This window comes from Microbacterium canaveralium, from assembly GCF_047238045.1.
In the GTDB taxonomy this organism is placed as follows: Bacteria; Actinomycetota; Actinomycetes; order Actinomycetales; family Microbacteriaceae; genus Microbacterium.
Genome location: NZ_JBDFMA010000003.1, coordinates 2,775,347 through 2,802,177, shown reverse-complemented (window position 1 = coordinate 2,802,177; position 26,831 = coordinate 2,775,347). Strand labels below are relative to the sequence as shown.

General features: G+C 71.9%; 23 protein-coding genes. 12 read left to right on the top strand and 11 right to left on the bottom strand.

Annotation, left to right across the window (positions count from 1 at the left end; all coding sequences use genetic code 11):
• Nucleotides 1–4: 4 nt before the first annotated feature.
• Nucleotides 5–1,258, bottom strand: coding sequence for a D-arabinono-1,4-lactone oxidase (locus ABC271_RS14450; protein ID WP_412925529.1), 1,254 nt, complete (start codon nt 1,256–1,258; stop codon nt 5–7).
• A gap of 40 nt (nt 1,259–1,298) precedes the next feature.
• The gene (locus ABC271_RS14445; protein WP_412925528.1) at nt 1,299–2,456 is read right to left on the bottom strand and encodes an ROK family transcriptional regulator; all 1,158 of its coding nucleotides are present in this window, start codon (nt 2,454–2,456) and stop codon (nt 1,299–1,301) included.
• A gap of 195 nt (nt 2,457–2,651) precedes the next feature.
• On the opposite strand from ABC271_RS14445, the gene ABC271_RS14440 reads away from it, so the two are divergent.
• From ABC271_RS14440 to xylB, 4 genes are all read left to right on the top strand, one after another.
• The gene (locus tag ABC271_RS14440) at nt 2,652–3,137 is read left to right on the top strand and encodes a glutathione peroxidase (RefSeq protein WP_412925527.1); all 486 of its coding nucleotides are present in this window, start codon (nt 2,652–2,654) and stop codon (nt 3,135–3,137) included.
• 52 nt (nt 3,138–3,189) lie between these two features.
• Nucleotides 3,190–4,086: an esterase/lipase family protein gene (locus tag ABC271_RS14435; RefSeq protein WP_412925526.1), complete on the top strand. Its 897-nt coding sequence runs from the start codon at nt 3,190–3,192 to the stop codon at nt 4,084–4,086.
• 101 nt (nt 4,087–4,187) lie between these two features.
• Nucleotides 4,188–5,375, top strand: a complete 1,188-nt coding sequence (gene xylA / locus ABC271_RS14430) for a xylose isomerase (protein ID WP_022879019.1) — start codon at nt 4,188–4,190, stop codon at nt 5,373–5,375.
• Between the two features lie 146 nt (nt 5,376–5,521).
• On the top strand, nt 5,522–6,913 hold the full coding sequence (gene xylB, locus ABC271_RS14425; protein ID WP_412925525.1) for a xylulokinase: 1,392 nt from the start codon (nt 5,522–5,524) through the stop codon (nt 6,911–6,913).
• 101 nt (nt 6,914–7,014) lie between these two features.
• Here the strand turns inward: xylB and ABC271_RS14420 are convergent, their stop codons facing one another.
• A complete protein-coding gene (locus ABC271_RS14420) occupies nt 7,015–7,812 on the bottom strand; it encodes a hypothetical protein (RefSeq protein WP_412925524.1) in 798 nt (265 codons plus the stop codon).
• A 65-nt stretch (nt 7,813–7,877) separates the two neighbouring features.
• Here ABC271_RS14420 and ABC271_RS14415 point away from each other — a divergent pair, with 65 nt between their 5' ends.
• Nucleotides 7,878–8,846, top strand: coding sequence for a LacI family DNA-binding transcriptional regulator (locus ABC271_RS14415; protein WP_412925523.1), 969 nt, complete (start codon nt 7,878–7,880; stop codon nt 8,844–8,846).
• Between the two features lie 59 nt (nt 8,847–8,905).
• Here ABC271_RS14415 and ABC271_RS14410 read toward each other — a convergent pair whose 3' ends face one another.
• A complete protein-coding gene (locus ABC271_RS14410; protein ID WP_412925522.1) occupies nt 8,906–9,472 on the bottom strand; it encodes a P-loop NTPase family protein in 567 nt (188 codons plus the stop codon).
• 243 nt (nt 9,473–9,715) lie between these two features.
• Between ABC271_RS14410 and ABC271_RS14405 the strand changes: the two genes are divergently transcribed.
• Genes ABC271_RS14405 through araA form a run of 3 tightly spaced genes read left to right on the top strand, consistent with a single transcriptional unit; the run spans nt 9,716 to nt 13,535 of the window.
• On the top strand, nt 9,716–10,435 hold the full coding sequence (locus ABC271_RS14405; protein WP_412925521.1) for an L-ribulose-5-phosphate 4-epimerase: 720 nt from the start codon (nt 9,716–9,718) through the stop codon (nt 10,433–10,435).
• On the top strand, nt 10,432–12,003 hold the full coding sequence (locus tag ABC271_RS14400; protein WP_412925520.1) for a xylulokinase: 1,572 nt from the start codon (nt 10,432–10,434) through the stop codon (nt 12,001–12,003). The genes ABC271_RS14405 and ABC271_RS14400 overlap by 4 nt, the downstream gene beginning before the upstream one ends.
• A 20-nt stretch (nt 12,004–12,023) precedes the next feature.
• Complete coding sequence (gene araA, locus ABC271_RS14395; protein WP_412925519.1) at nt 12,024–13,535, top strand: L-arabinose isomerase; 1,512 nt, start codon at nt 12,024–12,026, stop codon at nt 13,533–13,535.
• 272 nt (nt 13,536–13,807) lie between these two features.
• On the opposite strand, the gene ABC271_RS14390 is transcribed toward araA, so the two are convergent.
• The 5 genes from ABC271_RS14390 to ABC271_RS14370 all read right to left on the bottom strand — a co-directional run bounded on the left by ABC271_RS14390 (nt 13,808) and on the right by ABC271_RS14370 (nt 21,007).
• Nucleotides 13,808–15,292: a deoxyguanosinetriphosphate triphosphohydrolase family protein gene (locus ABC271_RS14390; RefSeq protein ID WP_412925518.1), complete on the bottom strand. Its 1,485-nt coding sequence runs from the start codon at nt 15,290–15,292 to the stop codon at nt 13,808–13,810.
• 213 nt (nt 15,293–15,505) lie between these two features.
• Complete coding sequence (locus ABC271_RS14385; RefSeq protein WP_412925517.1) at nt 15,506–17,803, bottom strand: beta-xylosidase/alpha-l-arabinosidase; 2,298 nt, start codon at nt 17,801–17,803, stop codon at nt 15,506–15,508.
• Between the two features lie 5 nt (nt 17,804–17,808).
• Nucleotides 17,809–18,693 (bottom strand): carbohydrate ABC transporter permease, encoded by an 885-nt coding sequence (locus tag ABC271_RS14380; protein ID WP_412925516.1) that lies wholly within the window; start codon nt 18,691–18,693, stop codon nt 17,809–17,811.
• On the bottom strand, nt 18,690–19,709 hold the full coding sequence (locus ABC271_RS14375; protein WP_412925515.1) for a carbohydrate ABC transporter permease: 1,020 nt from the start codon (nt 19,707–19,709) through the stop codon (nt 18,690–18,692). Before ABC271_RS14375 ends, ABC271_RS14380 begins: the two co-directional genes overlap by 4 nt.
• An 11-nt stretch (nt 19,710–19,720) precedes the next feature.
• Complete coding sequence (locus tag ABC271_RS14370) at nt 19,721–21,007, bottom strand: extracellular solute-binding protein (protein WP_412925514.1); 1,287 nt, start codon at nt 21,005–21,007, stop codon at nt 19,721–19,723.
• A gap of 171 nt (nt 21,008–21,178) precedes the next feature.
• Between ABC271_RS14370 and ABC271_RS14365 the strand changes: the two genes are divergently transcribed.
• The 4 genes from ABC271_RS14365 to mmuM all read left to right on the top strand — a co-directional run bounded on the left by ABC271_RS14365 (nt 21,179) and on the right by mmuM (nt 24,925).
• Nucleotides 21,179–22,180, top strand: coding sequence for a LacI family DNA-binding transcriptional regulator (locus ABC271_RS14365; protein ID WP_412925513.1), 1,002 nt, complete (start codon nt 21,179–21,181; stop codon nt 22,178–22,180).
• Between the two features lie 113 nt (nt 22,181–22,293).
• Entirely contained in the window at nt 22,294–23,406 is a 1,113-nt protein-coding gene (locus tag ABC271_RS14360) for a glycerate kinase (protein WP_412925512.1), read from the top strand.
• A 170-nt stretch (nt 23,407–23,576) separates the two neighbouring features.
• A complete protein-coding gene (locus tag ABC271_RS14355; protein WP_412925511.1) occupies nt 23,577–24,086 on the top strand; it encodes a MarR family winged helix-turn-helix transcriptional regulator in 510 nt (169 codons plus the stop codon).
• Entirely contained in the window at nt 24,083–24,925 is an 843-nt protein-coding gene (gene mmuM / locus ABC271_RS14350; protein WP_412925510.1) for a homocysteine S-methyltransferase, read from the top strand. Before ABC271_RS14355 ends, mmuM begins: the two co-directional genes overlap by 4 nt.
• Before the next feature lie 22 nt (nt 24,926–24,947).
• Here mmuM and ABC271_RS14345 read toward each other — a convergent pair whose 3' ends face one another.
• A complete protein-coding gene (locus ABC271_RS14345; RefSeq protein WP_412925508.1) occupies nt 24,948–25,871 on the bottom strand; it encodes a hypothetical protein in 924 nt (307 codons plus the stop codon).
• Nucleotides 25,872–26,024: 153 nt separating this feature from the next.
• Entirely contained in the window at nt 26,025–26,750 is a 726-nt protein-coding gene (locus ABC271_RS14340; RefSeq protein ID WP_412925507.1) for a TetR/AcrR family transcriptional regulator, read from the bottom strand.
• Nucleotides 26,751–26,831: the final 81 nt, after the last annotated feature.

Sequence of the window (26,831 nt, the reverse complement as noted above, 5' to 3'; positions counted from 1 at the left end):
GCCGTCAGAGCGCGAGCGTGCGGCGGAGGTAGTCGTTGCGGAAGACTCCGCGCGGGTCGGCGGCCCGCGCCGCGGCGACGAAATCGTCGGCGTGAGGGAGCGTGGCGCGGATCGTTTCGCCCGGCATCGTGAAGGCCTTGCCCCAGTGGGGTCGTGGCTGGAACGGCGCGAGCGCCGCTTCGATCGTCGGCAGGACCGCCGCCACGCCGGCGTTGTCGTTGCGCCAGGTGAAGTGGATCGCGAGGACGTCGCGGCGGTACGCGGGACTCAGCCACAGGTCGTCGGCGGCCACGGTCCGCAGCTCGGTCACCAGAAGAACGGGATCGATGACGGATGCCACGGCCCGCACCGCCGCGAGGGCGTCGGCGGCGGCGTCGAGCGGAACGAAGTATTCCGACTGGATTTCATCGCCGTCGCTCGGGAGGGCCTCCGCGCGGAAGTGGGGCAGCCGCGTGTGCCAGGGGCCGGGCGTCCCGCGCTCGGTGGTGTTGCCGACCGTGCGGATGCGGCCGAGGTGCAGGTCGTCGCCGACCGGACGCCCGCCGAGGGCGGTGACGTAGTCCGGTTCCGCGTCGGCATCCGTCTCTTTGATCCAGACGAGGTCGTGTGCGGGATCTCCCCACGTCGTGAAGACGCTGACGCTGCGGGCGCTCGCGAAGAGCCGCTTCGGGTCGGCGACGATGTCATCCCACGCGACGCCGGTGAACGCCTGCGCGGTCACCGTGTACGTCGGGACCGTCCGCAGCTCCACCGCCGTGACGACGCCGAACGCCCCGAGGCCGACGACCGCCGCCGGGAACCACGCGTGCTCGCTGTCGATGCGGTGCGCCTGACCGTCGGCATCCATGATCTCCAGGGCGGTCACCGCGCTGGAGAGGTTGCCGTTCGCGCTCCCGGATCCGTGGGTCCCGGTCGCGGTCGCGCCGACGACCGAGATGTGGGGGAGCGACCCGAGATTGTGGAGCGCCCGTCCCTCGGCCTCCAGCACGGGTGCGAGCTGCGCGAATGTGACGAGGCCCTCGACGCGCACGCGGTCGCCGTCGAGCGTGATCCGGGTGGGCAGGCGCTCGAGCGAGAGCAGGGAGCCGTCGGTGTCGCCGATGTCGTTGAACGTGTGCCGGGTCGCCTGCACTCGGATCGACTCGGCCGCCGAGATCGCGGCGGCGAGTTCGGCGAGGTCGGTGGGCAGCAACGTCTCGGTCGCGCCATAGCGATGGTTCCCCGACCAGTTCGTGCCGGAGGGGCGGGTGTGCGTCATGGGGTCCATCCTCTCCCGCGCGGATCGTGTCGGGCCCGAATCACGGCGCGGGGAACAACTCGGTCTCGAACACCGCCTCCGCGGCACCGACGAGCAGGCGATTCTCGCCCAGCTCGGCGACGCGTAGCCGCAGGTCTTCGGCGCACGCCGGCATGGTCTGAGCGCGGACCGCGGCATCGAGACCGTCCACGTCGAGCGCGGCGAGGGCGGCGAGGAAACCGCCGAGCACGACGACGGCGGGATTCAGCACGTTCGCGGCGTTCGCGAGCGCGGTCGCGAGGATCCGTCGCTGGCGTGCCGCCTCGGCGCGCACCCCCGGGTCGTCGCTGGACGCCAGGGCCCGGGCGAGGACGGTGTCGTCCACGGCATCCAGATGCAGGGCGGACAGGAGCCGTGCGCGGCTCACTTCGTCCTCGAGCACACCGTCGGCCGCGCGGCGATCGGCGGCGTCGACGATTCCCGGGCGGTTCTGTCCGAATTCCCCCGCGTAGCCGCCGGCACCGCCCAGCGGCACTCCGCCGACGATCACGGCGCCGCCGATGCCGCTCGCGCCGCCGTTGAGGTAGACGACGTCGTGCGCTCCGCGCGCAGCGCCGAAGAGGTACTCGGCCAGCGCGCCGAGCGCGGCGTCGTTGCCGACGCGGGCCGGCAATCCCGTCGCCGCCGTGACGAGGTCGCCGATCGCGGCATCCGTCCACTCCAGGTGCGGGGCGGTGCGGACGAGACCGTCGGCGGCGCGCACGGGGCCGGGCACGGCGACGCCCACGCCGACAACGCGGCGCCCGCGGAGGGGGCTGCGGCCCCAGGCGGCGAGGCGCTCGCCGACGAGTTCGGCGGTGCGCTCGGGAGTGAGCAGCCGGGTCTGGGGGAGGCGCTCGCGTGCGACGGGCGTGCCGTCCAGCGCGAAGGCGCCGATGTCGAGCGCATCGACCTCGGGGTTGACGCCGATGGCGACGACCCGCGGATCCGGGGCGACCGTCGGCGAAGGGCGGCCGACGCGGCCGACCGGGTCGGGCGCGCGCTCCACGACGAGGCCGTCGCTCACGAGCTCACCGACCAGGTCGGCGATCGTCGAGCGGTTCAGACCCGTCGCCTCGGTCAGCGCGGCGCGCGAGCGGGGACCCTCACGGTGCACGGTGCGCAGCACGAGCGCGAGATTGGCGCGGCGCATGCCGTCGCCCCTGCTCGCGGTGACCATCCGACCACTGTGCCATGCGTGCGTGCCCGGCGCCGTGCGGCGTGCCCGCCCTCGTGTCTCGTGCCTCTGGTGCCTCCGTGCCCACGCGATGAACGCGCCCTGCACGGGGAACCGCTCGCCGAACGCGTTTCCCGGTGCAGAACGCGTTTCTCGGGATGAGGCACAGACATAAGCACCCGGTGCCAAAATCGGAGCATGGACCTCTCCGGCATCCCGATCACCACCATCCGTGGCGAACAGACAACCTTCGGCGCCTTGACCGAAGGCAAGGCGGCGCTCGTCGTCAACGTCGCCTCGCGCTGCGGCCTCGCGCCGCAGTATGAAGCGCTCGAGGCGCTGCACAAGAAGTACGCCGACCGCGGTTTCACGGTGATCGGCTTTCCCAGCAATCAGTTCCTGCAGGAGCTGAGCGACGAAGAGAAGATCGCCGAATACTGCTCGGCCACGTGGGGCGTGACCTTCCCGATGTCCGAGAAGGTCAAGGTGAACGGGCGGAGCGCCCACCCGCTGTACAAGGAGCTCACCCAGACTCCGGATGCCGAAGGCAAGACGGGCCGCATCTCGTGGAACTTCGAGAAGTTCGTCGTCTTCCCCGATGGCCGCGTCGTGCGCTTCAGCCCGCGCACTCAGCCCGACGCCCCCGAGGTCGTCGCCGCGATCGAGGAGTCGCTGCCGCACTGATCCGAGGGTGGCCGGCACTCGATACGGGTGCGCAGATCGGTACCCTGAGCCCATGATCGATGCCGTCGTCCTCGTCTCCGGCGGAGCCGCCGTCACCCCGTACACCGACCCCGCACACGCGGCCGCGACCGGGCTTGCGGCGGGCAACACGATGACCGCCCTGCGCGCGCACTTCCTCGACCGCGGCATCCGGGTCTTCACCGCTCCGGCGCGCATCGGTGCGGGAGAGGTGCGAGAGGATGCCGGGTGGCAGGGCTTCGCCGACGTGCCGGTCGTGCTGCCGGCCGAGGTCACGATCAACGCCGTGGGCCGCGTCGACGACGCGGGGGTCGCGCTCGCGGGGTTCCTCCGCCACCTCGCCGCCGAGGAGGGCGTGGAGAGCGTCGCGCTCGTCGGTCACTCGATGGGCGGGCTGTTCTCGCGGGCCGCGATCCGGGAGCGGGGTGGCGACAGCCCCCGCGTCGAGCGGCTCGTGACGCTCGGCACGCCGTGGGACGGTTCGGTGCTCGGCGACCTCCTCGACGGTGAGATCTCCGAGGACGACGCGCACGGCGACCCGGCGACGCTGCAGATCTTCGCGGAGGCGCGGCCCTACGCCGACGCCAACTCCCAGGGCGCGGCCGCTGAGGTGTCGCGCCGGTTCCTCCGCGGGTGGAACGACCGGCAGGCGGGGGTGCTCGACGGCATCCCGGTCACCGCGGTCGGGGCGGGGTACTTCGCCGGGGCGACCGAGCCCCGGCAGCTGTGGCCGCACGACGGTCTCGTCTCGCTCACGAGCGGACGCGCCGACGAGGTTCCCGCCGCGGTCCTGCCCCGGGTCGAGCGGCACTCGTTCCCCGACCACGTGCACAGCATCTTCTTCGCCGACGCGTTCGGTCTGCCGTGGGAACGCGCACTCACGTGGGACCCGGCGGTCTTCGCTGTGGTGGACGCCGCCCTCGAGCTCTAGCGAGGCGCTGGACTCGATGGCATCCGGGGTATATGTTGTGAGAACCAACAAAACCCCGTGCGTCGGCGATCAACCGTGCGCATCCATGCGAAGGAGCAGGAATGCCCACCCCCACCCGTGACGACAAGTTCTCGTTCGGTCTCTGGACCGTCGGATACAACGGCACCGACCCGTTCGGCGGACCGACCCGCAAGCCGCTCGATGTCGTCCACGTCGTCGAGAAGCTCGCCGAACTCGGCGCCTACGGCCTGACGTTCCACGACGACGACTTGTTCGCGTTCGGCTCGACCGACGCAGAGCGCCAGACGCAGATCGACCGTCTGAAGGGCGCCCTGGATGCCACGGGCCTCATCACCCCGATGGTCACGACCAACCTCTTCTCCGCCCCGGTCTTCAAGGACGGCGGCTTCACCTCGAACGACCGTCAGGTGCGTCGTTTCGCTCTCCGCAAGGTGCTCCGCAACCTCGACCTCGCCGCCGAGCTCGGTGCGAAGACGTTCGTCATGTGGGGCGGCCGCGAGGGCGCCGAGTACGACTCCGCGAAGGACATCCGCCAGGCGCTCGAGCGCTACCGCGAGGCCGTCAACCTCCTCGGCGACTACGTCACCGACAAGGGTTACGACATCCGCTTCGCCATCGAGCCGAAGCCGAACGAGCCCCGCGGCGACATCCTGCTCCCGACCCTCGGCCACGCGATCGCGTTCATCGACTCGCTCGAGCGTCCCGAACTGGTGGGTCTGAACCCCGAGGTCGGCCACGAGCAGATGGCCGGGCTGAACTTCGCCGCCGGCATCGCGCAGGCGCTGTACCACGGCAAGCTCTTCCACATCGACCTCAACGGTCAGCGCGGCATCAAGTACGACCAGGACCTCGTGTTCGGTCACGGCGACCTGCACAACGCCTTCGCGCTCGTCGACCTGCTCGAAAACGGCGGCCCCGGTGGTGTGCCCGCGTACGACGGCCCCCGCCACTTCGACTACAAGCCCTCGCGCACCGAGGACGAGTCGGGCGTCTGGGACTCGGTCTCGGCCAACATGAACACGTACCTGCTGCTCAAGGAGCGCGCCGCGGCGTTCCGCGCCGACCCCGAGGTGCAGGAGGCCCTCGAGGCCGCCAAGGTGCTCGAGCTCGCGCAGCCGACGCTGAACGAGGGCGAGTCGTACGACGACCTCCTCGCCGATCGCTCGGCTTACGAAGACTTCGACACCGACGCGTACCTGGGTGGCAAGGGCTTCGGCTTCGTCCGTCTGCAGCAGCTCGCAACCGAGCACCTGCTCGGCGCGCGCTGAGTTCTCGGGGCCCGGATGCCATGGCATCCGGGCCCTTCCCTTCCGTCGAGTGTCCAAGACACGCCGCATCGCCTCCCCGTGAGACGGCGTGTCTTGGACACTGAACGGGATGCCGCACCGGAGCGGCGAAGACAGAAGGAGTGAGCATGGCGCTCGTCGCAGGTGTCGATTCGTCGACGCAGTCGTGCAAGGTGGTCGTCGTCGACGCCGAGACCGGCCGCGTGGTCCGCGAGGGGCGCGCATCGCACCCCGCGGGAACCTCCGTGGATCCGGAGGCGTGGTGGATCGCGCTGGGGGATGCCATCGCCCAGGCGGGGGGCCTCGACGACGTCGCGGCGATCTCGATCGCGGGGCAGCAGCACGGCATGGTCGCGCTCGACGAGGGCGGGCGGGTCATCCGCGACGCGCTGCTGTGGAACGACACCCGCTCGGCTCAGGCCGCTGCCGACCTCATCGCCGAGGTCGGGGCCGACGTGTACGCGGAGAGGACGGGCGTCGTGCCCGTGGCCTCGTTCACCGCGACGAAGCTCCGGTGGCTGCGGGACGCCGAGCCCGAGAACGCCGCGCGCGTCGCGGCCGTGGCGCTGCCGCACGATTGGCTCACCTGGCGCCTGCGCGGGTTCGGCCCGGGCAACGCCGACTTCACCGAGCTCACGACCGACCGTTCGGATGCCTCGGGCACCGCGTACTGGGGCGCGGACGGCTACGACCGCGAGCTGCTCGTGCGCGCGCTCGGACACGACGCCGTGCTCCCGCGCGTGCTCGAGCCGTGGGAGAGCGCGGGTGCGCTGCCCGGCGGGGCGCTCGTCGGTCCCGGCGCCGGTGACAACGCCGGCGCCGCGCTCGGTCTCGGCGCGGGCGTCGGCGACGTCGTGGTCTCGCTCGGCACCTCCGGCACGGTCTTCGCCGTCACCGACCACGTCGTCCGCGATACCTCCGGCACCGTCGCCGGGTTCGCGGACGCGACGGGTCGCTTCCTCCCGCTCGTGGCGACGCTCAACGCGGCCCGGGTCCTGGACGCTTTCGCCGGGCTGCTCGCCGTCTCGCACGACGAGCTCGGCGCCCTCGCCCTGCAGGCCGAGCCGGGCGCCGGCGGGCTCGTGCTCGTGCCGTGGTTCGAGGGGGAGCGCACGCCCAACCTGCCGCAGGCGCAGGCGTCGCTCACGGGCCTGACCCTGGCATCCACCAACCGTGCGAACTTCGCGCGCGCGGCGATCGAAGGCATGCTCAGCGGTCTGGCCGTCGGGCTCGAGGCGATCCAGGCGCAGGGCGTCGAGGTGCGGCGTGTGCTGCTCATCGGCGGTGCCGCCGCGAACGAGGCCGTCGCGCGCATCGCCGCGCAGGTGTTCGACGCCGAGATCGTCGTCCCCGCCGCGGGTGAGTACGTCGCGCTCGGCGCGGCGCGCCAGGCCGCGGGAGTGCTCGCCGGGGGCCCCGTCGACTGGACCGTGGCCACCGCCCGCGCCGTCGATCCCGACTTCCGCCCTGAGATCCGCCGCCGTTACGACGAGGTCGCCGCGCTCCGCGCGACCGAGTAGCGGCCCGCGTTCGCGCCAGTGTTAGGGCCGCGTCCGCGCCGGGTTTAGGGCCGCGAGACTTCATTGCGCTGACATCACCGCAGCGGCCTGCCGGCGTGTTGTCAGCGCGATGAAGTCTCTGCGTCCAACGGCACCCCGACCCCCACCCCGACCCCGGCCTCGGCGTCGGCCTTTGGCTGCGCCGCGAGCGGGGCTGCGCTCTGCACGCGGAGATACGACGGCTGGCGGATCGACCGCACCCAGGCGTACGTCCGTGCGCCGGGGAGCGGTCGCCGGACCGCGTCGAAGCGCAACGCGCGGTCGTCCTGATCGGGAGCGAGGCGCAGTTCCAGAAGCCCGAACGGATGCCAGGGCCCGCCCGGAGTCGCGTGGAAGAGGCCGAGCCTCCACACGTCCGGCGACATGTCGGGGCCCTGCAGTGCTCGCGGATCCGTCGCCGGCGGTCGTCCCCACAGGGTCCGCGCGCCCAGGAGCACGGGGCCACGTGTGCCTCGGTAGGGGAGCAGGATGCCGAACGTCGCACGCTCGACCCGCCGCCGGGGGAGCAGGGCGAAGCGCCCCGGCACGAGCCAGCCGGTCGAGGCGAACTCGATGTCGGCGTCGTCGACGCGCAACGCCAGCCCGAGGATGTCGGGGAGGGGCGCGGGAAGACCGATCGACCGCGAGACACGTGCCACGACCGGCCGGGCCTCCGTCGGCGCGTCGTCGATCCAGGAGAGGCCGGCCGGTGTGGCATCCGGAATCCACCGGATCTCTCCGCGCAACACGACTCCGCGACTGTGGATCGGACGCGGATGCCGGAGGCGTTGGACAGCGGCGAACCCGCGTCCGAGGGCAGCCCCGATCGTCGCCGAGACAGGCGTGCGCGACGGTCGCGGGACGCGGGGTGTCGAGGTCATACCGCCATCGCACCGCGCGAGCGGGCGCACGCCGAGGGGGTTGCGCGCCGCTACTGTGAGGGACCATGAGCAGCGACGGCGGAGCGAAGCGCACGGGCATGCGCGACGTCGCCGACGCTGCCGGCGTCTCGACGCAGACCGTCTCCCGCGTGCTGAACGGGTATCCCGGCATCCGGGATGCCACGCGCGAGCGCGTCCTCGAGGCCGTCGCCGCGCTCGACTACCGCGTCAACAACGCGGCGCGCGCGCTGGGCACGAGCCTCACGCGGACCGTCGGGGTGGTGGCATCCGACGCCGTTCTGCACGGCCCGTCGGCGGGCATCGCGGCGCTCGAGCGAGCGGCGCGGGCGCGGGGCCGGTGGATCTCTACCGCGTACACCGACTCGGACGACCCGGCCGACATCGACGCCGCCGTCCGCCGCCTGCTCGACCAGGGGGTCGACGGCATCGTGCTCGTCGCCGCGCACGGGTCCACTCCTCTCGAGGGGTACGACGTGCCGCTCGTGCCGCTGTACGGCGAGTCGGGGATCCGCCAGCGTTCCGCGGCCGCCCTCGTCGTGGATCATCTTGCCGACCTCGGACATCGCCGCATCGTCGAGGTGGCCGGCCCCGCGGACTGGCGCGAGGCTCTCGCCCGCACGGGCGGTGTCGCCGACGCCGTGGGCCGGCGCGGGCTCGTCCGGGACGGGCGGGTCGAGGGGGACTGGAGCGCCGCGTCCGGTTCAGCGGTCGCCGATGTCGTCGCCGACCTCGTGCGCGCGGGCGCCACGGCGGTGGCCGTCGCCAACGACCAGATGGCCCTCGGACTCATGGCGGGCCTCGCGGCGCGCGGGCTGGCGGTGCCGGAAGACGTCTCGGTCGCCGGTTTCGACGACAACCCGGATGCCGCCTTCTACGCGCCCGCGCTCACGACGGTCCGCCTGGACGTCGAAGGTGAAGCCGCCGAGGCCGTGGCGCGGGTGCTCGGTGAGAACGCCGACCCGCCGGCCGACCCGGTGCTGGTTCCGCGGGCATCGACGGTGCGGCCACGCTGAGCCGAGCGGGGCATCCGACTTCGGCACCGCGATGTTCGCCGCAACCGGCGGTGGCGCGCTCAGCGCATCGACGCCGTGAGCGGGCCCGCGACCCAGCGTGTCACCTCGCCGGTCGACCGTAGCCGCACGATCGGCAGCTCGGGGCGCGCGGTCGCGACCGCGGGAATGCGCTCCCGGTACTTCCCGCGCGTGGAGATCGACCAGCGGATGATGTGCTCCGGATCCGTGAAGAAGGTGTGCAGGGGTGGCTCGATGTTCCCGTTCCACAGGCGGTGGCGACCGAGGCGCCGTCGGAACGTGCGCGCGATGACGCGCGGCAGCGTCACCGTCGTGAACGGCAGATCGAGCCAGACCATCAGGTCGGCGCCCGCGGTCAGGAGCGGTCTGGCATCCGAGTACTGCCATTCGGTCACCCAGGCGTCGCGCGCGGCCAAGGCTCGGACGTCGTCGAGGAATTCCGGCCGCGGCGTCCAGTCCGGACCGTGGAATAGGGCGTCGATCTGGATGTGCGGGATGCCGGCCACCTCGGCGATCTGCGCGGCCAGCGTCGTCTTGCCCACCCCCGACACCCCCGCGATGGCCACGCGTCGGGGCCGCGCAGGGAGCGGGTCGGTGGCGCACAGCATCCGCCGATCGTATGTCGTGGCCCTCGCCGAGATCACTCCCGCCCCACGAGATGACCCCCGATCGCCCGGGATCGCGCGTCATCTCGCGAAACGTGTGTGGTGTCGGCGCCGGAGGACCGCGCGAGAGACCGCGCGCCCGGGTCGCGACGGCATCCGGGGGTCGCCAAGACGGGGATGTTACCGGTAACATGAACCCTGTGCCGCAGCGACGGCGCCCGCCCGACTGAGTCGAAGGAGACCCGCGTGTCCGACGCCGCACCCCCGTTCGCCCCCGACCTGCAGGAGGCGATCGACGTCGTCCGCGTCGACGTCGCGAAACTGCACGCCGAGCTCGTGCGGTACAACCTCATCGTCTGGACCGGGGGCAACGTCTCGGGCCGCGTGCCCGGGGCCGACCTGTTCGTCATCAAGCCGTCGGGCGTCTCGTACGACGACCTGGCGCCCGAAAACATGATCCTCTGCGACCTCGACGGCAACGCGATCCCCGGCACCCCCGGCAGCGAGCGCAGCCCCTCCAGCGACACCGCCGCGCACGCCTACGTGTACCGGAACATGCCCGGGGTCGGCGGCGTCGTGCACACGCACTCCACGTACGGCGTCGCGTGGGCGGCCCGGGGCGAAGAGATCCCCTGCGTCATCACGGCGATGGCCGACGAGTTCGGCGGACCGATCCCGGTCGGTCCCTTCGCGATCATCGGCGACGACTCGATCGGCCGCGGCATCGTCGAGACCCTGCGCGGTCACCGTTCGCGCGGCGTGATCATGCAGAACCACGGTCCCTTCACGATCGGCACGAACGCCAAGGATGCCGTGAAGGCCGCCGTCATGCTCGAGGACGTCGCCCGCACCGTGCACATCGCGCGCGAGGCCGGTCCCCTCATCCCGATCCCGCAGGACAAGATCGACGCCCTCTACAACCGCTACCAGAACGTCTACGGACAGAGCACGGACGACCGCCGATGAACGCGCACATCACCGAAGGCCGCGCCTCGCTCGGCATCGAGCTCGGTTCCACCCGCATCAAGGCGTGCCTCATCGGGCCGAACGCCGAGGTGCTCGCGGTCGGCTCCCACGAGTGGGAGAACGTCTACGCCGACAAGCTCTGGACGTACTCGCTGGATGCCGTGTGGTCGGGCCTGCAGGCGGCCTACGCCGAACTGGTCGCCGACGCGCAGCAGCGCCACGGCGTGACGCCCGAGCGGTACGCCGCGATGGGCGTGTCGGCGATGATGCACGGCTACCTCGCGTTCGACGCGGACGGTGAGCTGCTCGCCCCCTTCCGCACCTGGCGCAACACCAACACCGGAGTCGCCGCGGCCGAGCTCACCGAGCTCCTGGGCGTGAACATTCCGCTCCGCTGGTCGATCGCGCACCTGCACCAGGCGGTCGTGGATGCCGAGCCCCACGTGCCCGAGATCCGCTTCCTCACGACCCTCGCCGGGTACGTCCACTGGCAGCTCACGGGCGAGAAGGTGCTCGGCGTGGGCGACGCGTCGGGCATGTTCCCGATCGACTCGGCGACCCGCGACTACGACGCCGAGCTCGTGTCCCGCTACGACGCCCTCGCCGCCGGGCGCGTCCCGGCGCTCGCCGACCTGCTGCCCCGGGTGCTCGTCGCCGGCGCCGACGCCGGCAGTCTCACGCCCGAGGGCGCCGCGCTCCTCGACCCGAGCGGCGCGTTGCAGCACGGCATCCCCTTCGCCCCGCCCGAGGGCGACGCCGGCACGGGCATGGTCGCGACGGGCGCCGTCGCGCCGCGCACGGGCAACGTCAGCGCCGGGACGAGCATCTTCGCGATGGTGGTGCTGGAGCGGCCGCTCACCGAGGTGCACCACGAGCTCGACCTCGTCACGACGCCCTCGGGCGACGCCGTGGCGATGGTGCACTGCAACAACGGAGCGAGCGAGCTCGCGGCGTGGGCGAACATGTTCACCGCGTTCGCCGCCGCGGCAGGCACCCCCGTGACCCCGGATGCCACCTACGCGGCGCTCTTCGCCGCGGCGCTGGAAGGCGAGGCCGACGCCGGCGGACTGCTGGCGTACAACCACCTCGCCGGGGAGCCCATCGCGGGGCTCGAAGAGGGCCGTCCGCTCGTGGTCCGCACCCCCGACAGCCGCTTGACGCTGCCGAACTTCATGCGGGCGCAGCTGTACGGCGTGTTCGGCACGCTCGCGCTCGGCATGGACGTGCTCCACGCCGAGGGCGTCGGCCTCGACAAGATGTACGCGCACGGCGGGATGTTCCGCACGGCGGGAGTCGCGCAGCGCTTCCTCGCGGCGGCGCTCGACGCACCCGTCGCGGTCGCCGAGACCGCCTCCGAGGGTGGCGCGTGGGGCATGGCCGTGCTCGCCGCCTACGTCGCCGAGGGCGCGGGCCGCGACCTCGACGCGTACCTCCGCGACGCCGTCTTCGCCGACGCGCCCATCACCACCGCCGACCCCGAGCCGGCAGATGTCGCCGGCTTCTCGGCCTACCTCGACCGCTACCGCGCCGGACTCGCCGTCGAGGCGGCCGCCGTGGCATCCCTCTGATCACTCGAAAAGGAACAGTCATGACCCGCACGAAGCTCAAGAACGACCTCGACGGCTACGAGGTCTGGTTCGTCACCGGCAGCCAGAACCTCTACGGCGAGGAGACCCTGAAGCAGGTCGCCGAGCAGTCGCAGGCCGTCGTCGAGGGCCTCGCCGGCCTCCCCGTGAAGGTCGTCTGGAAGCCCGTGCTGAAGGACTCCGACAGCATCCGTCGTATGGCCCTCGAGGTCAACGGCCGCGACGACGTCATCGGCGTCATCGCGTGGATGCACACCTTCAGCCCCGCGAAGATGTGGATCGCCGGCCTCGACGCCCTGCAGAAGCCGCTGCTGCACCTGCACACGCAGGCGAACGTCGAGCTGCCGTGGAACGACATCGACTTCGACTTCATGAACCTCAACCAGGCCGCCCACGGCGACCGCGAGTTCGGGTACATCCAGACGCGCCTCGGCGTCGCGCGCAAGACCGTCGTCGGACACGTGTCGAACCCCGCGGTTCGTCAGCAGATCGAGGACTGGGAGCGCGCCGCCGCCGGCTGGACCGCCGCCCGCACCCTCAAGCTCGCCCGCTTCGGTGACAACATGCGCTTCGTCGCCGTCACCGAGGGCGACAAGACCGAGGCCGAGCTGCGTTTCGGCGTGCAGGTCAACACGTGGGGCGTCAACGAGTTGGTCGAGGCCGTCGAGAAGGCCGCGGATGCCGACATCGACGCGCTCGTGCAGGAGTACATCGACAGCTACGACGTGGTCGACGAGCTGCTTCCCGGCGGCGCGCGCCACCAGTCGCTGCGTGACGGCGCCGCGATCGAGCTGGGCCTGCGCTCCTTCCTCGAAGAGGGCGGCTTCGGCGCCTTCACGACGTCGTTCGAAGACCTCGGTGCGCTGAAGCAGCTGCCGGGCCTCGCGGTCCAGCGCCTCATGGCCGAGGGCTACGGCTTCGGCGCCGAGGGCGACTGGAAGACGGCGATCCTCGTGCGCGTCGCGAACGTCATGGGCGCGGGCCTCCCCGGTGGTGCGTCGCTCATGGAGGACTACACCTATGACCTCGTCCCCGGCAACGAGCGCATCCTCGGCGCGCACATGCTCGAGGTCTCGCCGTCGCTCACCACGAAGAAGCCGCGCCTGGAGATCCACGAGCTCGGCATCGGCGGCAAGGAGGACCCGGTGCGCCTGGTCTTCACCGCCGACCCGGGCCCCGCGCTCGTCGTGGCGCTGAGCGACATGCGCGACCGCTTCCGCCTCACCGCGAACGTCGTCGAGAACGTCGAGGCTCCCGACCTGCCCAAGCTCCCCGTCGGCCGCGCCGTGTGGAAGCCGGCGCCCGACTTCGCGACCTCCGCCGCGTGCTGGCTCGCCGCCGGCGCCGCGCACCACACCGTGATGACCACGGCCGTGGGCATCGAGGTGTTCCGCGACTTCGCCGAGATCGCCAAGACCGAGCTCGTCGTCATCGACGAGGACACCACGGTCCGCGGCTTCCAGAGCGAGCTGCGCTGGAACCAGGCGTACTACCGCCTGGCCCAGGGCATCTGATCCCCGCCGCCCCGGGTTGCTTCGTGCCCCGGGGCGGTGCGGCACGTGCGCGTCCCCGCCGGGGCGCGCCTGTGCACCGGTTCACCCCGGCGCACGAACCGTGCCCCGGATCCGCGTCGGTGGTGGGACGCCCGCGGATCCGGGGCATTCGTGCGTGCGGGCGGCGGTACCCCTCGTCCCACTTCTGGCGGTGCGTGTCCCAATAGGTGCTGTTTGGGGCGGCTCCAGCTGGCAATAAGTGGGACAAGGGATGCCGGGTACCCGGCGCTGCGCTACAGCCTCTGCCCCAGCGACCAGAGGCGGTCGGCGCGGCCGGAGATCGCCTCCGACAGCGTGAAGGCCTGGGCGTCGGTGAGGGATGCCACGTAGTCCACGATTCCGCGGGAGCGCGCGAGCGTCTCGGCTTCGGCATCCGAGGGGCGACGTTCCGCCGGGAGGAGCGCGTACTGCTCCCGCGCGAGAGCGATGAGCTCGCGCAGGCGGCGCGGGGTGCGCGCGCGGTCGAGGTCGTCGTCGAGCCACTCGCCGAGCGCGCGCACGGACCGCGCGAGGATGCGGCTCATGCCGCGCTGCTGGATCGCGAGGTCGGGGCGGCTCAGGACGAAGCGTTTGTGGACGAACTTCAGCACCTCGACGTGGTGCCACGCCGACGGAGACAGCGTGACCGGACCCGCTCGCGGCGTGTCGAGGGGACGAAGCTGGGCGGACTCCTGGAAGCGGCGGATCCACCGGTCGGTGAACACGGCCAGACGCCGTTCGGCCGTCAACGACCCGTCGAACGGTCGGGCGAGCAGGTCGGTGACCAGCTCGGCATCCACGTCGCTCACCGCCGCGAGGAACGCCTCGTCGTCGGCGATCCAGGGGTCGTCGCGGCGCATCTTCCGGCGCAGGCGCTCCAGGGCCGCTCCCGGGACAAGCTCCGCGCGGACGTCGGCGTCGTCGCGCGAGCGCCACTCGATCACGTCGTCGAGCCACCCGCGGAACTCCGCCGCGATCGGGGCGTGGTCGAGGATGCCCGCGCGGTAGAAGTCGTCGACGTCGTGCACCGAGTACGCGATGTCGTCGGCGAGGTCCATCACGGCGCCCTCGATCGTCTGCCGGAGCGGCTCGGCATCCACCCCCGCCCGAGCCTGATCGAGGTCGTCGGCGTCGAGGTCGTAGACGGAGTACTTGTGCACGCGGTACGCGCCGTCGGGAGCGCGACGGATGCCACGGGGCGGACCGAGCCGCTCGATCTCGGCCGCGGACACCGCCGGCGACCACGGGTACTTCGCCGAGGCCGCACGCACCGCGGCGGTGAGGTTGAGCCCGTGCGGGGCGTTCTCGACCACGTCGAGGGCGGCGAGGATGCGATACGTCTGGGCGTTGCCCTCGAACCCGTCGGTGAGGCCGAGCTCGGTGCGGGCCAGCCGGTCGAGGGTCGTCTCGCCGAGGTGCCCGAAGGGCGGGTGGCCGAGATCGTGGGCGTAGGCGGCGGCCTCGACGACGGTCGGGTTGCACACGTCGACGCCGGCGCGCGTGTTCAACTGCAGCGCGACGACACGCGCGATCGCGCTGACCTTCAGCGAGTGTGTGAGGCGATTGTGGACCGGCGCCCCCGAGATCGAGGGCGACACCACCTGGGTCACGGCCGACAGGCGCGAGAAGTAGGGCGAGAACTGGATGCGCTCCAGGTCGATCGACCACGGATCAGCGCCGGCGGTCCCACTCTCGTGGTGCATGCGTGAGGCCGCCGTGGGCTCGTCGGAGAGCGTCATCCGTCCACGCTACCCGTCGGGCGCCCCTCGCCCCGCCGCCCTCGCCCCCCCCCGCCGCCCTCGCCCCGCCGCCCTCGCCTCGTGGGGCGATGCCCCGCGAGACTTCATCGCGCCGACATCTCCCGTGCAGTCTTCAAGGGAATCGTCGGCGCGATGAAGTCTCGCGGACACAGGGGGGAGAGAGGACGAGGGGCCGAGCCGGGGGCGCCGCCCTCAGGCCCGGCGCACCTCCACGCCGACCACACGCGCGTCGTCGGGACGCAGCTCGTACGTCGGGCCGGTGAGGTGCAGCGTCACGGTCTCGTCCACCGACGCGCACGAGGGACCGACCCGCAGCTCGACGTCCCCGGGCTCGACGACGCGGCGGAGCGTCCGGTCGCTGTACGCCAGGCGGGATGCCGGGATCGTGAACCGCACCTCGGCGCTCTCGCCGGGCTCCAGGTCGACGCGGGCGTAGGCCGCCAGTTGCGCGACGGGCCGCGTGATGCTCGCCACCGCGCGGTGGGCGTACAGCTGCACGACGTCGGCTCCGCGACGTTCGCCCGTGTTGGTCACGCGGACGCTCGCGGCGAAGGCGCCTCCGGCCCGCACCTCCGCATCCCCCCTCAGGTCCTCGCGACGGAAGGTCGTGTACGACAGCCCGAACCCGAACGGCCGCACGGGGGTCGGGTCGGTGCTCGTGACCTCGGTGGGGCCGCCGAGGATCGGGTGAAGGTACGAGTACGGCTGTGCGCCGGCGGAGCGGGGGAGGGAGACGGGGAGTCGCCCCGAGGGCGTGGCATCCCCGGCCAGGAGTGCGGCCAGCGCGGGCCCGCCCTCCTCCCCCGGGAAGAACGCCTGGATGACGGCGGCCGGGCCCGAGGCCTCGTCCAGTGCCCAGCCGATCGCGTAGGGGCGGCCGGTGAGCAGGACCATCACCACGGGGGTGCCGGTGGCCACGATCTCCTCGACGAGGCGACGCTGCAGGCCCGGAAGCTCGAGCGAATCCGCGTCGTTGCCCTCGCCGACGGTGCCGCGGCCGAACAGTCCCGCGCGGTCGCCGACGACCACCACGGCGACGTCCGCGGAACGCGCGAGATCGACCGCCGCGGCGATGCCGGTGGCGTCCGTCCCCTCGACCGCGACGCCGTCGGCCTGGACCACGTCGCCGAAGCGGGCGGCAAGCGCCTCGCGCACCGTCGGGATCTCGAACCCCATCGGTGTGCCGGGGTGGTGGGCGAGCACGTGGTTCGCGAAGGAGTAGCAGCCCATGAGGGCCTCGGCGCTGTCGCCGTTCGGTCCGATCACGGCGATGCGCCCGGGTGCGGACAGCGGGAGCACGCCGTCGTTGCGCAGCAGCACGGCGCTCTCGACCGCGAGGCGGTAGGCCAGCGCGCGGTGCTCGGCGTCGTCGAGGTCGATCGAGGTCGGGGCGTCGTCGAAGGTGGCATCCAGGAGGCCGAGGTCCTCCTTCTCCGCGAGCACACGGGCGACGGCCCGATCGATGACGGCCTCGGGGAGGGCGCCCGAGGCCACCCGCTCGGCGAGGTGCGGATACGCGTCGGGTCCGGGCAGCTCGACGTCGATCCCGGCCTCGAGTGCGAGCTGCGCGGCCTCCCCGAGGGAGCCGGCGACCCCGTGCATCGAGCGCAGGAACTCCACGGCGAAGTAGTCGGACACGACGGTGCCGTCGAAACCCCACCGGCGGCGCAGGAGGTCTGTGAGCAGCTCGGGGGAGGAGGCGACGGGCGCCCCGTCGATCTCGGCGTAGGAGTTCATCACCGAGCGCACACCGCCGTCGCGCACCGCCATCTCGAACGGCGGGAGGAACACGTCCTGCAGCTCACGAGGCCCGACGTGGACGGGAGCGTGGTTGCGGCCCGCCTGCGAGCCCGAGTACCCCACGAAGTGCTTCAGCGTCGCGTGCACGCCGGCGGACTGCAGGCCCCGCACGTACGCGGTCCCGATCGTCCCCACCACGTACGGATCCTCCGCGATGCACTCGTCGACCCGCCCCCACCGCGGGTCGCGGATGACGTCGAGCACCGGGGCCAGGCCCTGATGCACCCCGACCTCGTGCATCGAGCGTCCGATCGCGGATGCCACGAGCTCGACGGTCTCGGGGTCGAACGACGCGCCCCACGCGAGCGGCGTCGGGAAGGTCGCGGCCTTCCACGCCGCGAAACCGGTGAGGCACTCCTCGTGCACCAGCGCGGGGATGCCCAGACGGGTCTCGGTCTTGAGTCGACGCTGCTCGCCCCACAGCCACGCCGCGCGCTCGGCCGGGTCGACGGGACGGGTCCCGTACACGCGCGTCAGATGGCCCAGACCGTGCACGGTGGCCTCCGCGTAGTCGGTCGAGGTGACCTTCTCGCCGGACATCGGCGCCACGACCTCATCGCCCTGGTCGACCCAGTAGCCGACGAGCTGCGCGAGCTTCTCGTCGAGGGTCATCTCGGCCACGAGCGCCTGAACGCGAACCGAAACGCCCGGGGTGAGCGGCGCGCCGACGTCGGTCTTGTGGATGGTCATGCGGGTCAGCCCTTCACGGCGCCGGTGAGGCCGCCGACGATCCGCCGCTCGAAGACGCTGAAGAACAGCAGTGCGGGAATCATGGACAGCGAGGTGAATGCGAGCACGCGGGCGGTGTCGACCGAGTACTGAGAGGCGAAGGCCTGCGTGCCCAGCGGCAGCGTGTAGGCGGCTTCGTTGTTGAGGATGAACAGCGGGAGCATGTAGGAGTTCCAGCTGTTGACGAAGGCCAGGATGCCGACGGTGACGACCGCGGGAACCGCCAGCGGCAGCACCATGCGCCAGAAGAACCCGAGACGTCCGAGTCCGTCGATCGAGGCGGCCTCCTGCAGCTCCTTCGGAATGGCCGCGAGGAACGGCGACAGGATGATGATCGTCAGCGGCAGCGCGAACGCGATCTGCGGAATGATGACGCCCGCGAGGGAGTTCGCCAGTCCGAGGTTGCGCACGAGGATGTACAGCGGCGTGATCGCCACGGTCATCGGGAACATGAGTCCGGCGGTGAACAGGGCGTACACGGCGCCGCGTCCGCGGAAGCGGTAGCGCGACAGCGCGTATGCGGCCATGAGTCCCAGCGCGACGACGAAGACGGTCGTGGCGATCGCCGCGATCGCCGAGTTTCCGACCTGTCCCCAGAACATGCCGCTGACAAGCACGTCGGCGTAGTTCTGCCAGTTCCACTGGGTGGGGAAGCCCGAGGGGTCGACCGTGATCTCGGCGTTCGAGCGGAAGCCGCCGAGGATGATGTACACCACGGGGGCGAGCATCAGGCCGATCAGCAGCAGGGCGACGAAGCCCACGATCACCGAGCTCGAGCGGTTCCTGCCCGCGGGGGCGCGGCGGACCGAGCGCGGCGCCTTCGGTGCGACGAGGGTGGCGGTGGCGGTCACTTGGTGCCTCCCGTGAGGGCGCCGGCCGTGTCACGACGGAGCACGAAGCGCTGGTAGATGAGGGCGACGGCGAGGGAGATGAGGAACATCACGACGGCGACGGCGCTGCCGTAACCGAAGCTGCCGGCGTTGCGGCCGTTGGCGACCATGTAGGTGGCCATGGTCGAGGTTCCCGCCGTCGAGGCGACGTACTGGCCCCAGATGATCCAGACGAGGTCGAACAGCTGGAGGGAGCCGATGATCGACAGGAACGCCCAGATGCGGATCGTGGGTCCCATGAGCGGGAGCACGATGTGGCGCTGGATCTGCCAGAACGAGGCACCGTCGATGGCGGCGGCCTCCGACAGCTCCTCCGGGATTCCCTGGAGGCCGGCGAGGAAGAGGATGACGGCGAAGCCGATGTACTTCCACGTGATGATGATCAGCAGCGTCCAGATCGCCAGCGCCGGATCGGAGATCCAGTCGGCGCGCAGGGCGCCCAGGCCGATCTTCTCCAGCGCGCCGTTGAGCGCCCCGCCGGACTGCAGCATGAGGCCCCAGCCGAGGCCGACGACGACCTCGGAGATGACGTAGGGCACGAAGATCAGCACGCGGATGAGCGACTGCGCGCGCATCTTGCGGTTCAGCAGCAGCGCGAGCCCGAGGGCGAGCGGCCCCTGCAGCACGAGCGAGCCGATGACGATGAAGACGTTGTGACCGAGCGCCTCGTGGAAGGCGGGGTCGGTGAGGATCGTGAGGTAGTTCCGGAAGCCGACGAAGTCGGTGGGCGCACCGAATCCCGACCAGCTGTAGAACCCGTAGAAGGCGGCCAGGGCCACCGGCAGGATGACGAACGACACGAACACCACGAGGGCGGGGCCCAGGAGGATCGCGAGTTCGCCGCGGATACGCCAGTTCTCACGACGACGCCAACCGGACGCCGCCCGGTCCGAGGAGGCGCGCGATGCGCCTTCCCCGGCCGGGCGGCGGACCCCGGTGTCGCTCTCGGCTGCGAGCTGATCGCGCACGGTGGTCATGGCAGGCCTCCTCAGGAGCGCGAAGCGGCCGAGTTGACGGCGTCGACGATGCCCTGCGGGCTGCCCTTACCGGCGAACAGGTCGACCACGGCGACGTTCAGGGCGTTACCGACGTTCTGCCCGTAGAGGGTGTCCAGCCACACCGACACGTACGGGGCGTCGGTGTAAGCGGCCAGAGCCGACTGCAGAGCGGGGGTGGTCACGGCATCCGTCGCCTCGTTCGAGGCCGGGATGGTCTGGAACGCGTCGGCGTAGGCCTCCTGGTTCTCCTTGGTCACCATGAAGTTGAGGAAGTCGGTGCACTGCGCGGGGGCGTTGACCCAGCACGCGTAGCCGTCGACGCCGCCCATGATGGCACCGGGCTCGCCGTCACCACCGGGGACCTCCGGGAAGGGGAACCAGCCGAGGTCGGCGAGCGGCTGCTCGTCGGGGGTCAGCGAGGCGATGACGCCCGGGTTCCAGGCGCCCATGAGCTCCATGGCGGCCTGGTGGTTGGCGAGCAGACCGGCCGACGAACCCGCGCCCTGCTGGGCGGCGGTGGTCAGGAATCCCTCGTTGAAGGGCTGCGTCTGCAGGAACGACTCCAGGTCTTCGCCGGCCTTCAGCCAGCACGGGTCGTCGAAGCTGCGGCTTTCGGCGGCCTCGGTGAGCACGTCCTCGGCGCAGGCGCGGAGGGCGAAGTTGTAGTACCAGTGCGCGGCGGGCCACGCGTCCTTGGCACCCACGGCGATCGGGGCGACGCCGGTGGCCTTGATCTTCGCGTTCGCGGCCTCGAGGTCGTCGATGGTCGCCGGCGCCTCGGTGACGCCCGCGGCGGTGAGGAGGTCCTGCGAGGTGAAGATGCCCGAGGGGAGCACCGCGACGGGCATGCCGTAGTTCTTGCCGTCGACCTCGAACGCGCCGAGCGAGCCGCCGAGCGCGGTCTTGACCTCGGGCGAGATCTTGTCGGTCAGGTCCATCGCCTGTCCGGCCTTCACGATGTCGGCGAGCTTGCCGCCACCGCGGGCCATGAAGATGTCGGGCGCGTCGCCGGAGTTCAGCGCGGTCTGGAGCTTGCCGTCCATCTCCTCGTTCTGGAGGGACTGGATCTCGATGGTGACTCCGGGGTTGGCCGCTTCGAAGGCTGCGGCGGTGTCCTCCCAGTACTGCTTGCCGTCGCCGGTGGTGGAGTTGTGCCAGAACGTCAGGGTGACGCTTCCATCGGCGTTCTGTCCGCCACCGCCTCCGGCGCAGCCGCCGAGGGCGAGGGTGCCGGCGACCGCGAGGGCCGAGGCGGCGAGGAGTTTCCTCGTGTTCATGTGATTCCCGTTTCTCTTCGTCGAGGTGCATCCCGCGGGATGCTCCGGTTTTCGGCTTCGGTGCCGGTCGTTCACGTCCGGGTGTGCGGCCCGGGGTGTCAGAAGTGTCGCCCGGCCGCGCAGCATCGTCAAACGTTTTCGAAAATGATTTCCACGCTAGTGTCTGATGCCATGACCCGCCGCGTCACCATCCACGACGTCGCCGCGGCCGCCGGTGTCTCGGTGGCCACGGTGTCCAAGGCCGTCAACGGTCGCTACGGGGTGTCGCCGGAGACGGTGGGTCGCGTCCTCGACGCGGTGCGCCACCTCGGGTACGAGTCCAGCCTCGTCGCCAGCAGCATGCGGTCCCGCCGAACCGGCGTGATCGGGGTGCTCGTCGCCGACATCGAGCCGTTCTCGGCAGAGATCCTCAAGGGCGTCGGGGGAGCGCTGTCCGACACCGGATACGACCTCCTCGCGTACACCGGAGCGCGGCGCGACGGCGAGGGGTGGGAGCGGCGCTCGCTCAGCCGCCTCAGCGGCACGCTCATCGACGCGGCGATCCTCGTGACTCCCACGGTCGTCAACGTCGCCGCCGAGGTGCCCATCGTCGCGATCGACCCCCACACGGGCCGCGCCGACCTCCCCACCGTCGAGTCCGACAGCTTCACCGGGGCGCAGCAGGCCGTCCACCACCTCGTGCAGCTCGGCCACCGCCGCATCGGCTTCATCGCGGGGCGACCCGACCTGCGGTCGGCGGTCGCCCGCGCCTCGGGGTATCGCGAGGCCCTGTCCGCCGCCGGCATCCCCTTCGATCCGGCGCTGGTGGGGCAGGGGCACTACGAGCAGGATGTCGCCCGCGAGGCGGCGCAGGCCATGCTCGCCCTGCCCGATCCGCCGACCGCGGTGTTCGCCGCGAACGACCTCTCGGCGCTGTCGATCGTGCGCGTCGCGGCCGAGCGGGGCCTGCGTGTTCCCGACGACCTGTCCGTCGTGGGGTTCGACGACGTGCCCGAGGCCGCTCGTGCTCAGCCGCCGTTGACGACCGTGCGCCAGCCGATGAAGATCCTCGGGGCGGAAGCCGTACGCATGGTCTTGGCGCTGCTCGCCGGGGAGGAGCTGCCCGAGACGCACCTGCAGCTCGCGACGCGCCTCGTCGCCCGCGGAACCACCGCACCGCCGCCGCCGCGATGAGCGTCGCTCGTGCCGCTCACCCGGTGAGTGTCCACGACACGCCGTCGGTCGCCGACCGGCCACGGCGTTTCTTGGACGCTCGGCGGTGCGAGACCCCGCGATAGGGTCGGCGCGTGACGCGTGTGCTGCTCGCCCCCGACGGATTCAAGGGATCGATCTCCGCGGCCGCGGCAGCCGCGGCGCTCGCCGCGGGGTGGCGTGGTGCGCGCGCCGACGACGTGATCGTCGAGCTGCCGATGGCGGACGGCGGCGAGGGCACGCTGGACGCATTCCTCGTCGCCGTGCCCGGGGCGCGCCGGATGCCGGTCACGGTCACGGGTCCGCACGGGCGCGAGGTCGCGGCATCCTGGGTCCTCCTTCCCGAGACGCCGGAAGCACCCGGCGGAACCGCGGTCGTCGAGCTGGCGTCGACGTCGGGCATCGAACTGCTCGACGGGGACCTGCGGCCCTTCGACGCCGACACGCGCGGGTTCGGTGAGGCGATCGCCGCGGCGTTGGATCACGACGTCTCCCGCCTCGTCGTCGCGATCGGATCGAGCGCTTCGACCGACGCGGGATTGGGGATGCTGGTCGCCCTCGGTGCGCGCGTCACGGATGCCGAGGGCCTCGATGTCGCGCCGGGTCTGCGGGGCGTGCGCGCCGCCGCGGGGCTGGATCGTTCGGGGCTGCGCGCCCTGCCGGCCGGCGGGGCGGTCGTGCTGACGGATGTGCGCAGCCCGCTCACCGGCCCGGCCGGTGCCGCGGCGGTCTTCGGCCCGCAGAAGGGCCTCGCGCCCGACGACATCGCAGACGCGGACACCGCTCTCGCCCGGGCGGGGGCACTGCTGGAGATCGACGCCGCCCACCCGGGTGCCGGGGCGGCGGGCGGAACCGGTGCCGCCCTGCTGGCGTGGGGTGCCGAGCTCGTTCCGGGAGCGGAGCGCATCGCCGATCTCATCGGGCTCGCCACCGCGGTCGGGGAGGCCGACGTCGTCGTGACGGGGGAGGGGTCGTTCGACGCCAGCTCGGCGACCGGCAAGGCTCCGGCGAGGGTCGCCGCGCTCGCGCGGGCGGGCGGGCGCGCGGTCGGCCTCGTCGCCGGACGGATCTCCCCGGATGCCGACACCTCGGGGTTCGCGGCGGCCGTCTCGCTCGTCGAGCTCGCCGGCTCGACCGAAGCGGCGCTCGCGGAGCCCGCGCGATGGCTCGCCGTCGCGGGTGAGTCGCTCGCGCGGCGCCTGGGCTGAACGTTCGGCGTTGACGCCCGGTCGCGTGTGGCCACGGGGCCACACGCGGCGCCCCGGGGTCATCAGCACTGCCCCGACACCGCCCCGAGCCCGTCGTCATCCCGCACCCTCGCGTCGCAACCCGCCGCCGCGCGCGCCGCATCCTCCCCCGGCTCCGGTACCGTCGTTGTGTGTCCACTGTCTCCAGCAACAAGGACGATGAGGTCGATCTCCTCATCGATGCCTGGTCGCAGTTGCTCCCCGAGGTCGATCTGACGCCCCTGGATGTCATGTCGCGGCTGCGCCGCGCGGCCTTCCACCTGTCGAAGCTCCGCGCCCGCGCGTTCGCGAGCGCCGACATCGCCGTGTGGGAGTTCGACGTCCTCGCCGTCCTCCGCCGCGCCGGCACGGAGCTCAGCGCGACACGCCTGATCTCGGCCACGATGATCGGCAGCGCGGCCATGACCAACCGCCTCGACAAGCTGGCCGAACGCGGCCTCGTCAACCGTCGCCCCAATCCGTCCGACGGGCGCGCGATCCTCGTGGCCATCACGCCCGAGGGCATCGAGAAGGTGGATGCCGCCATGACCGAGCTCGTCCGGCTCGAGGCGGACGCCTTGCGAGACGTCAGCCGTGCCGACCAGGCGCTGCTCGCGCGGGTGCTCCGGGTTCTCGCCGCCGGCGAGACCCACGAGGCGTGATCGACCTCATCACGCGTCCCCTCGTTCTGGACGGGGGACTCGGCACGCTGCTCGAGAGCCGCGGCAACGACGTGTCGTCTCCGCTCTGGTCGGCGCGCGTCCTGCTCGACGACCCCGACGAGGTGCGTGCCGCCCACGCCGAGTTCGCTGGGGCGGGCGCGGACGTCCTGATCACAGCCTCGTATCAGGTGGGCTTCGGCGGTCCGATCCCGGATGCCGACGTCGAGACGCTGCTGCGGCGCTCGGTGTCGCTCGCGCGCGAGGCCGGGGGCGCTCTGGTGGCGGCATCCGTCGGTCCGATCGGGGCACTGCGCGCCGATGGCAGCGAGTACACCGGTGCCTACGGGCTGGACGTTGCACAGCTGCGCGCGCGGCATCACCGCCGCCTCGCGGTGCTCGCCGATGCCGGGGCCGACCTGCTCGCGGTCGAGACCGTCCCCTCCCCGCTCGAGGTGGAGGCGCTCGCGATCGAGCTCGCCGACCTGCAGGTGCCCGCTTTCGTGAGTCTGTCGGCCGACAGCGTCGGCTTCGCCGCTCCCGATGCTCTGGCGGGGGCGCTGCGGACGGCGGCATCCATCCCCGGGGTGATCGCCGTCGGGGTGAACTGCTGCGCTCCCGAGAGTGTGGGCCCCGCCCTCGCCGAAGCGCCCGACGTCCCGCTCGTGGCCTACCCCAACACCGGGGAGCGGTGGGATGCCGCGACCCGCACCTGGCACGGCGGCGCCGTGCCGTTGGCCGACGCCGCCCCGACGTGGGTGGCCGCCGGCGCACGGCTGGTGGGCGGATGCTGCCGCTCGACCCCGGCGGACATCTCCGCGATCGCTGCTGCTCTGCGCTGAGCACCGCCCCGGCGCCGCACCTTCAGTGCTGATCGATCCGGCCGCGCCGGCCGCCGCGTTCGCCCAGAAGCGCGATCTCCTCGGGGTTCCATCCGAAGGCGTTCTGCATCTGGTCGCCGAGGGTCGACAGTGCCGACGGCAGGGCCGTGGCCACGCCGTGTCGGACGTCGACGGCACGATCGTCGAGAGCGTGGGCCGCGACCCGCAGCTCGTCCACGAGCGACCTCAGACGATCCGGTCCGTACGCGGCCGCCACGAGGCGCGCGTCGCTGATGGCGATGACCGTGAGTTCCTGCGGATCGCTGTCCGACAGTCGTGTCGCCGATCCGAGGGACAGGATGACGGTCAGCCCGCAGACCAGGACGGTGGCGATGGCGATCGCCGCGCCGATCTCCAAGGAGCGGAACACCGCCCCCACCGGACCCGCCCATCCGGTCGTCACCCCTACGACGGCGCGCGCCGCCGAGTACACGGCGTAGAGGCCCATCGCGAGGGCGAGCAGGCGTGCGGGCCTTCGCGGAACCACCGGGGAACGAGCGGCGGCCAGCGCGCAGGCGCCGCTCACCACCGTGAGGACCCCGGCCTTGATCACGAGAGACGTGTCCTCGCCGGTGGTCGCGGTGCAGATCCCCGTGGTGATCGCGATGGCCGCGACGACGCCGAGAGCGGCACGACGGCGTCGCGTCGACAGCGCCGCGACGGCGACGGTCATGGTTCCGGCCGCGAGCACCATGCCGGCGTCCCCGACGGACAGTGCCAGCCGTGCGCCGTCGTATCTGTGCACGACGTACATCACGGTCGACCCGATGGAGAAGATGCCGGCCATGGTCGCGTACTGCAGGAAAGTGGTGAACGGGACGGGCGCGGACGCGCGGGGCAGGGCGATCCCCACCACGCTGACGGCGACGCCGATGCACATGGCGGCGAGGCCGATCGTCAGCAGCATCACTCTCCCCCTCCCGCGCGGCGGTGCACGGTCCCGCCACCTTACCGGCCGGGAGTCGCCGTCCGCCGAGGTGCGCCGCGAGGGGGCTGCCGTGCTCTTCCCCGCGGGATCCGCGTGCGGAACCATGGCCCGACGGTGTCACGGCTCGCGGCCTCACTCCGAGGTGTCGATCACCCGATCGAGCCACTCGGACAGGAGCGCCTGTTCGGAGGGGGAGAGGGCGGTGAGATCGTGGGCCGTCGCCCGCAGTGTGACGGCCGCGGCGCGGGCGGGGGGATCCACCGCGTCCGTTCGGGGGAGCGGGGTGTCGACGAGGATGCCCGCGAGGACGGTCTCCATGAGAGTTTCGGCGAGGTTCAGGCGGCGAGCCGCAACGTCCTGTTCGAGAAGTGCGAACACCGCCCCGGTCCCGGCCGCGTGGACGAGGGTCACGGCATCCGGGACGGGAATCCGCAGGCGCCCCGCCGCGGCGACACGGCGCAGCCGCTCTTCCAGCACGCGGATCCCGGTGACCATGGCAGCGGAGTCCCGCCCGCGGCGAGGGTCGCTGATGATGAGGAACAGGTCGGGGTGGGCGAGCCCGAAACCGACGGTCTCTCGCCAACTCGCGCGGAGTTCCTCGACCGGGTCGACGGGGTCGGCGGGTGTCGACAGGGCGGCGGCCTTCGCGGCGCTGAACTGCGCCAGCGCGTGTTCGGCGACGGCGTCGAGCAGTCCGTCCTTGTCGCCGAAGAGGCGGTAGATCGTGGGGGCCTGTGTGCTGGCGTGTTCGGCCACCGCTCTCGTCGTGACCGCGGACACCCCCTCGTCTTCGAGGAGCTGTGCGGCAGCGGCGATGATGCGCTCGCGGACATCGTCACGAACGGTGGGCACGGGCATGTATCGATGATAACGATTCGTTGCTATCAAAGTGATATCAATGATACGTTTTGAGCGTTTCCACCGATATCGAGAAGGGTC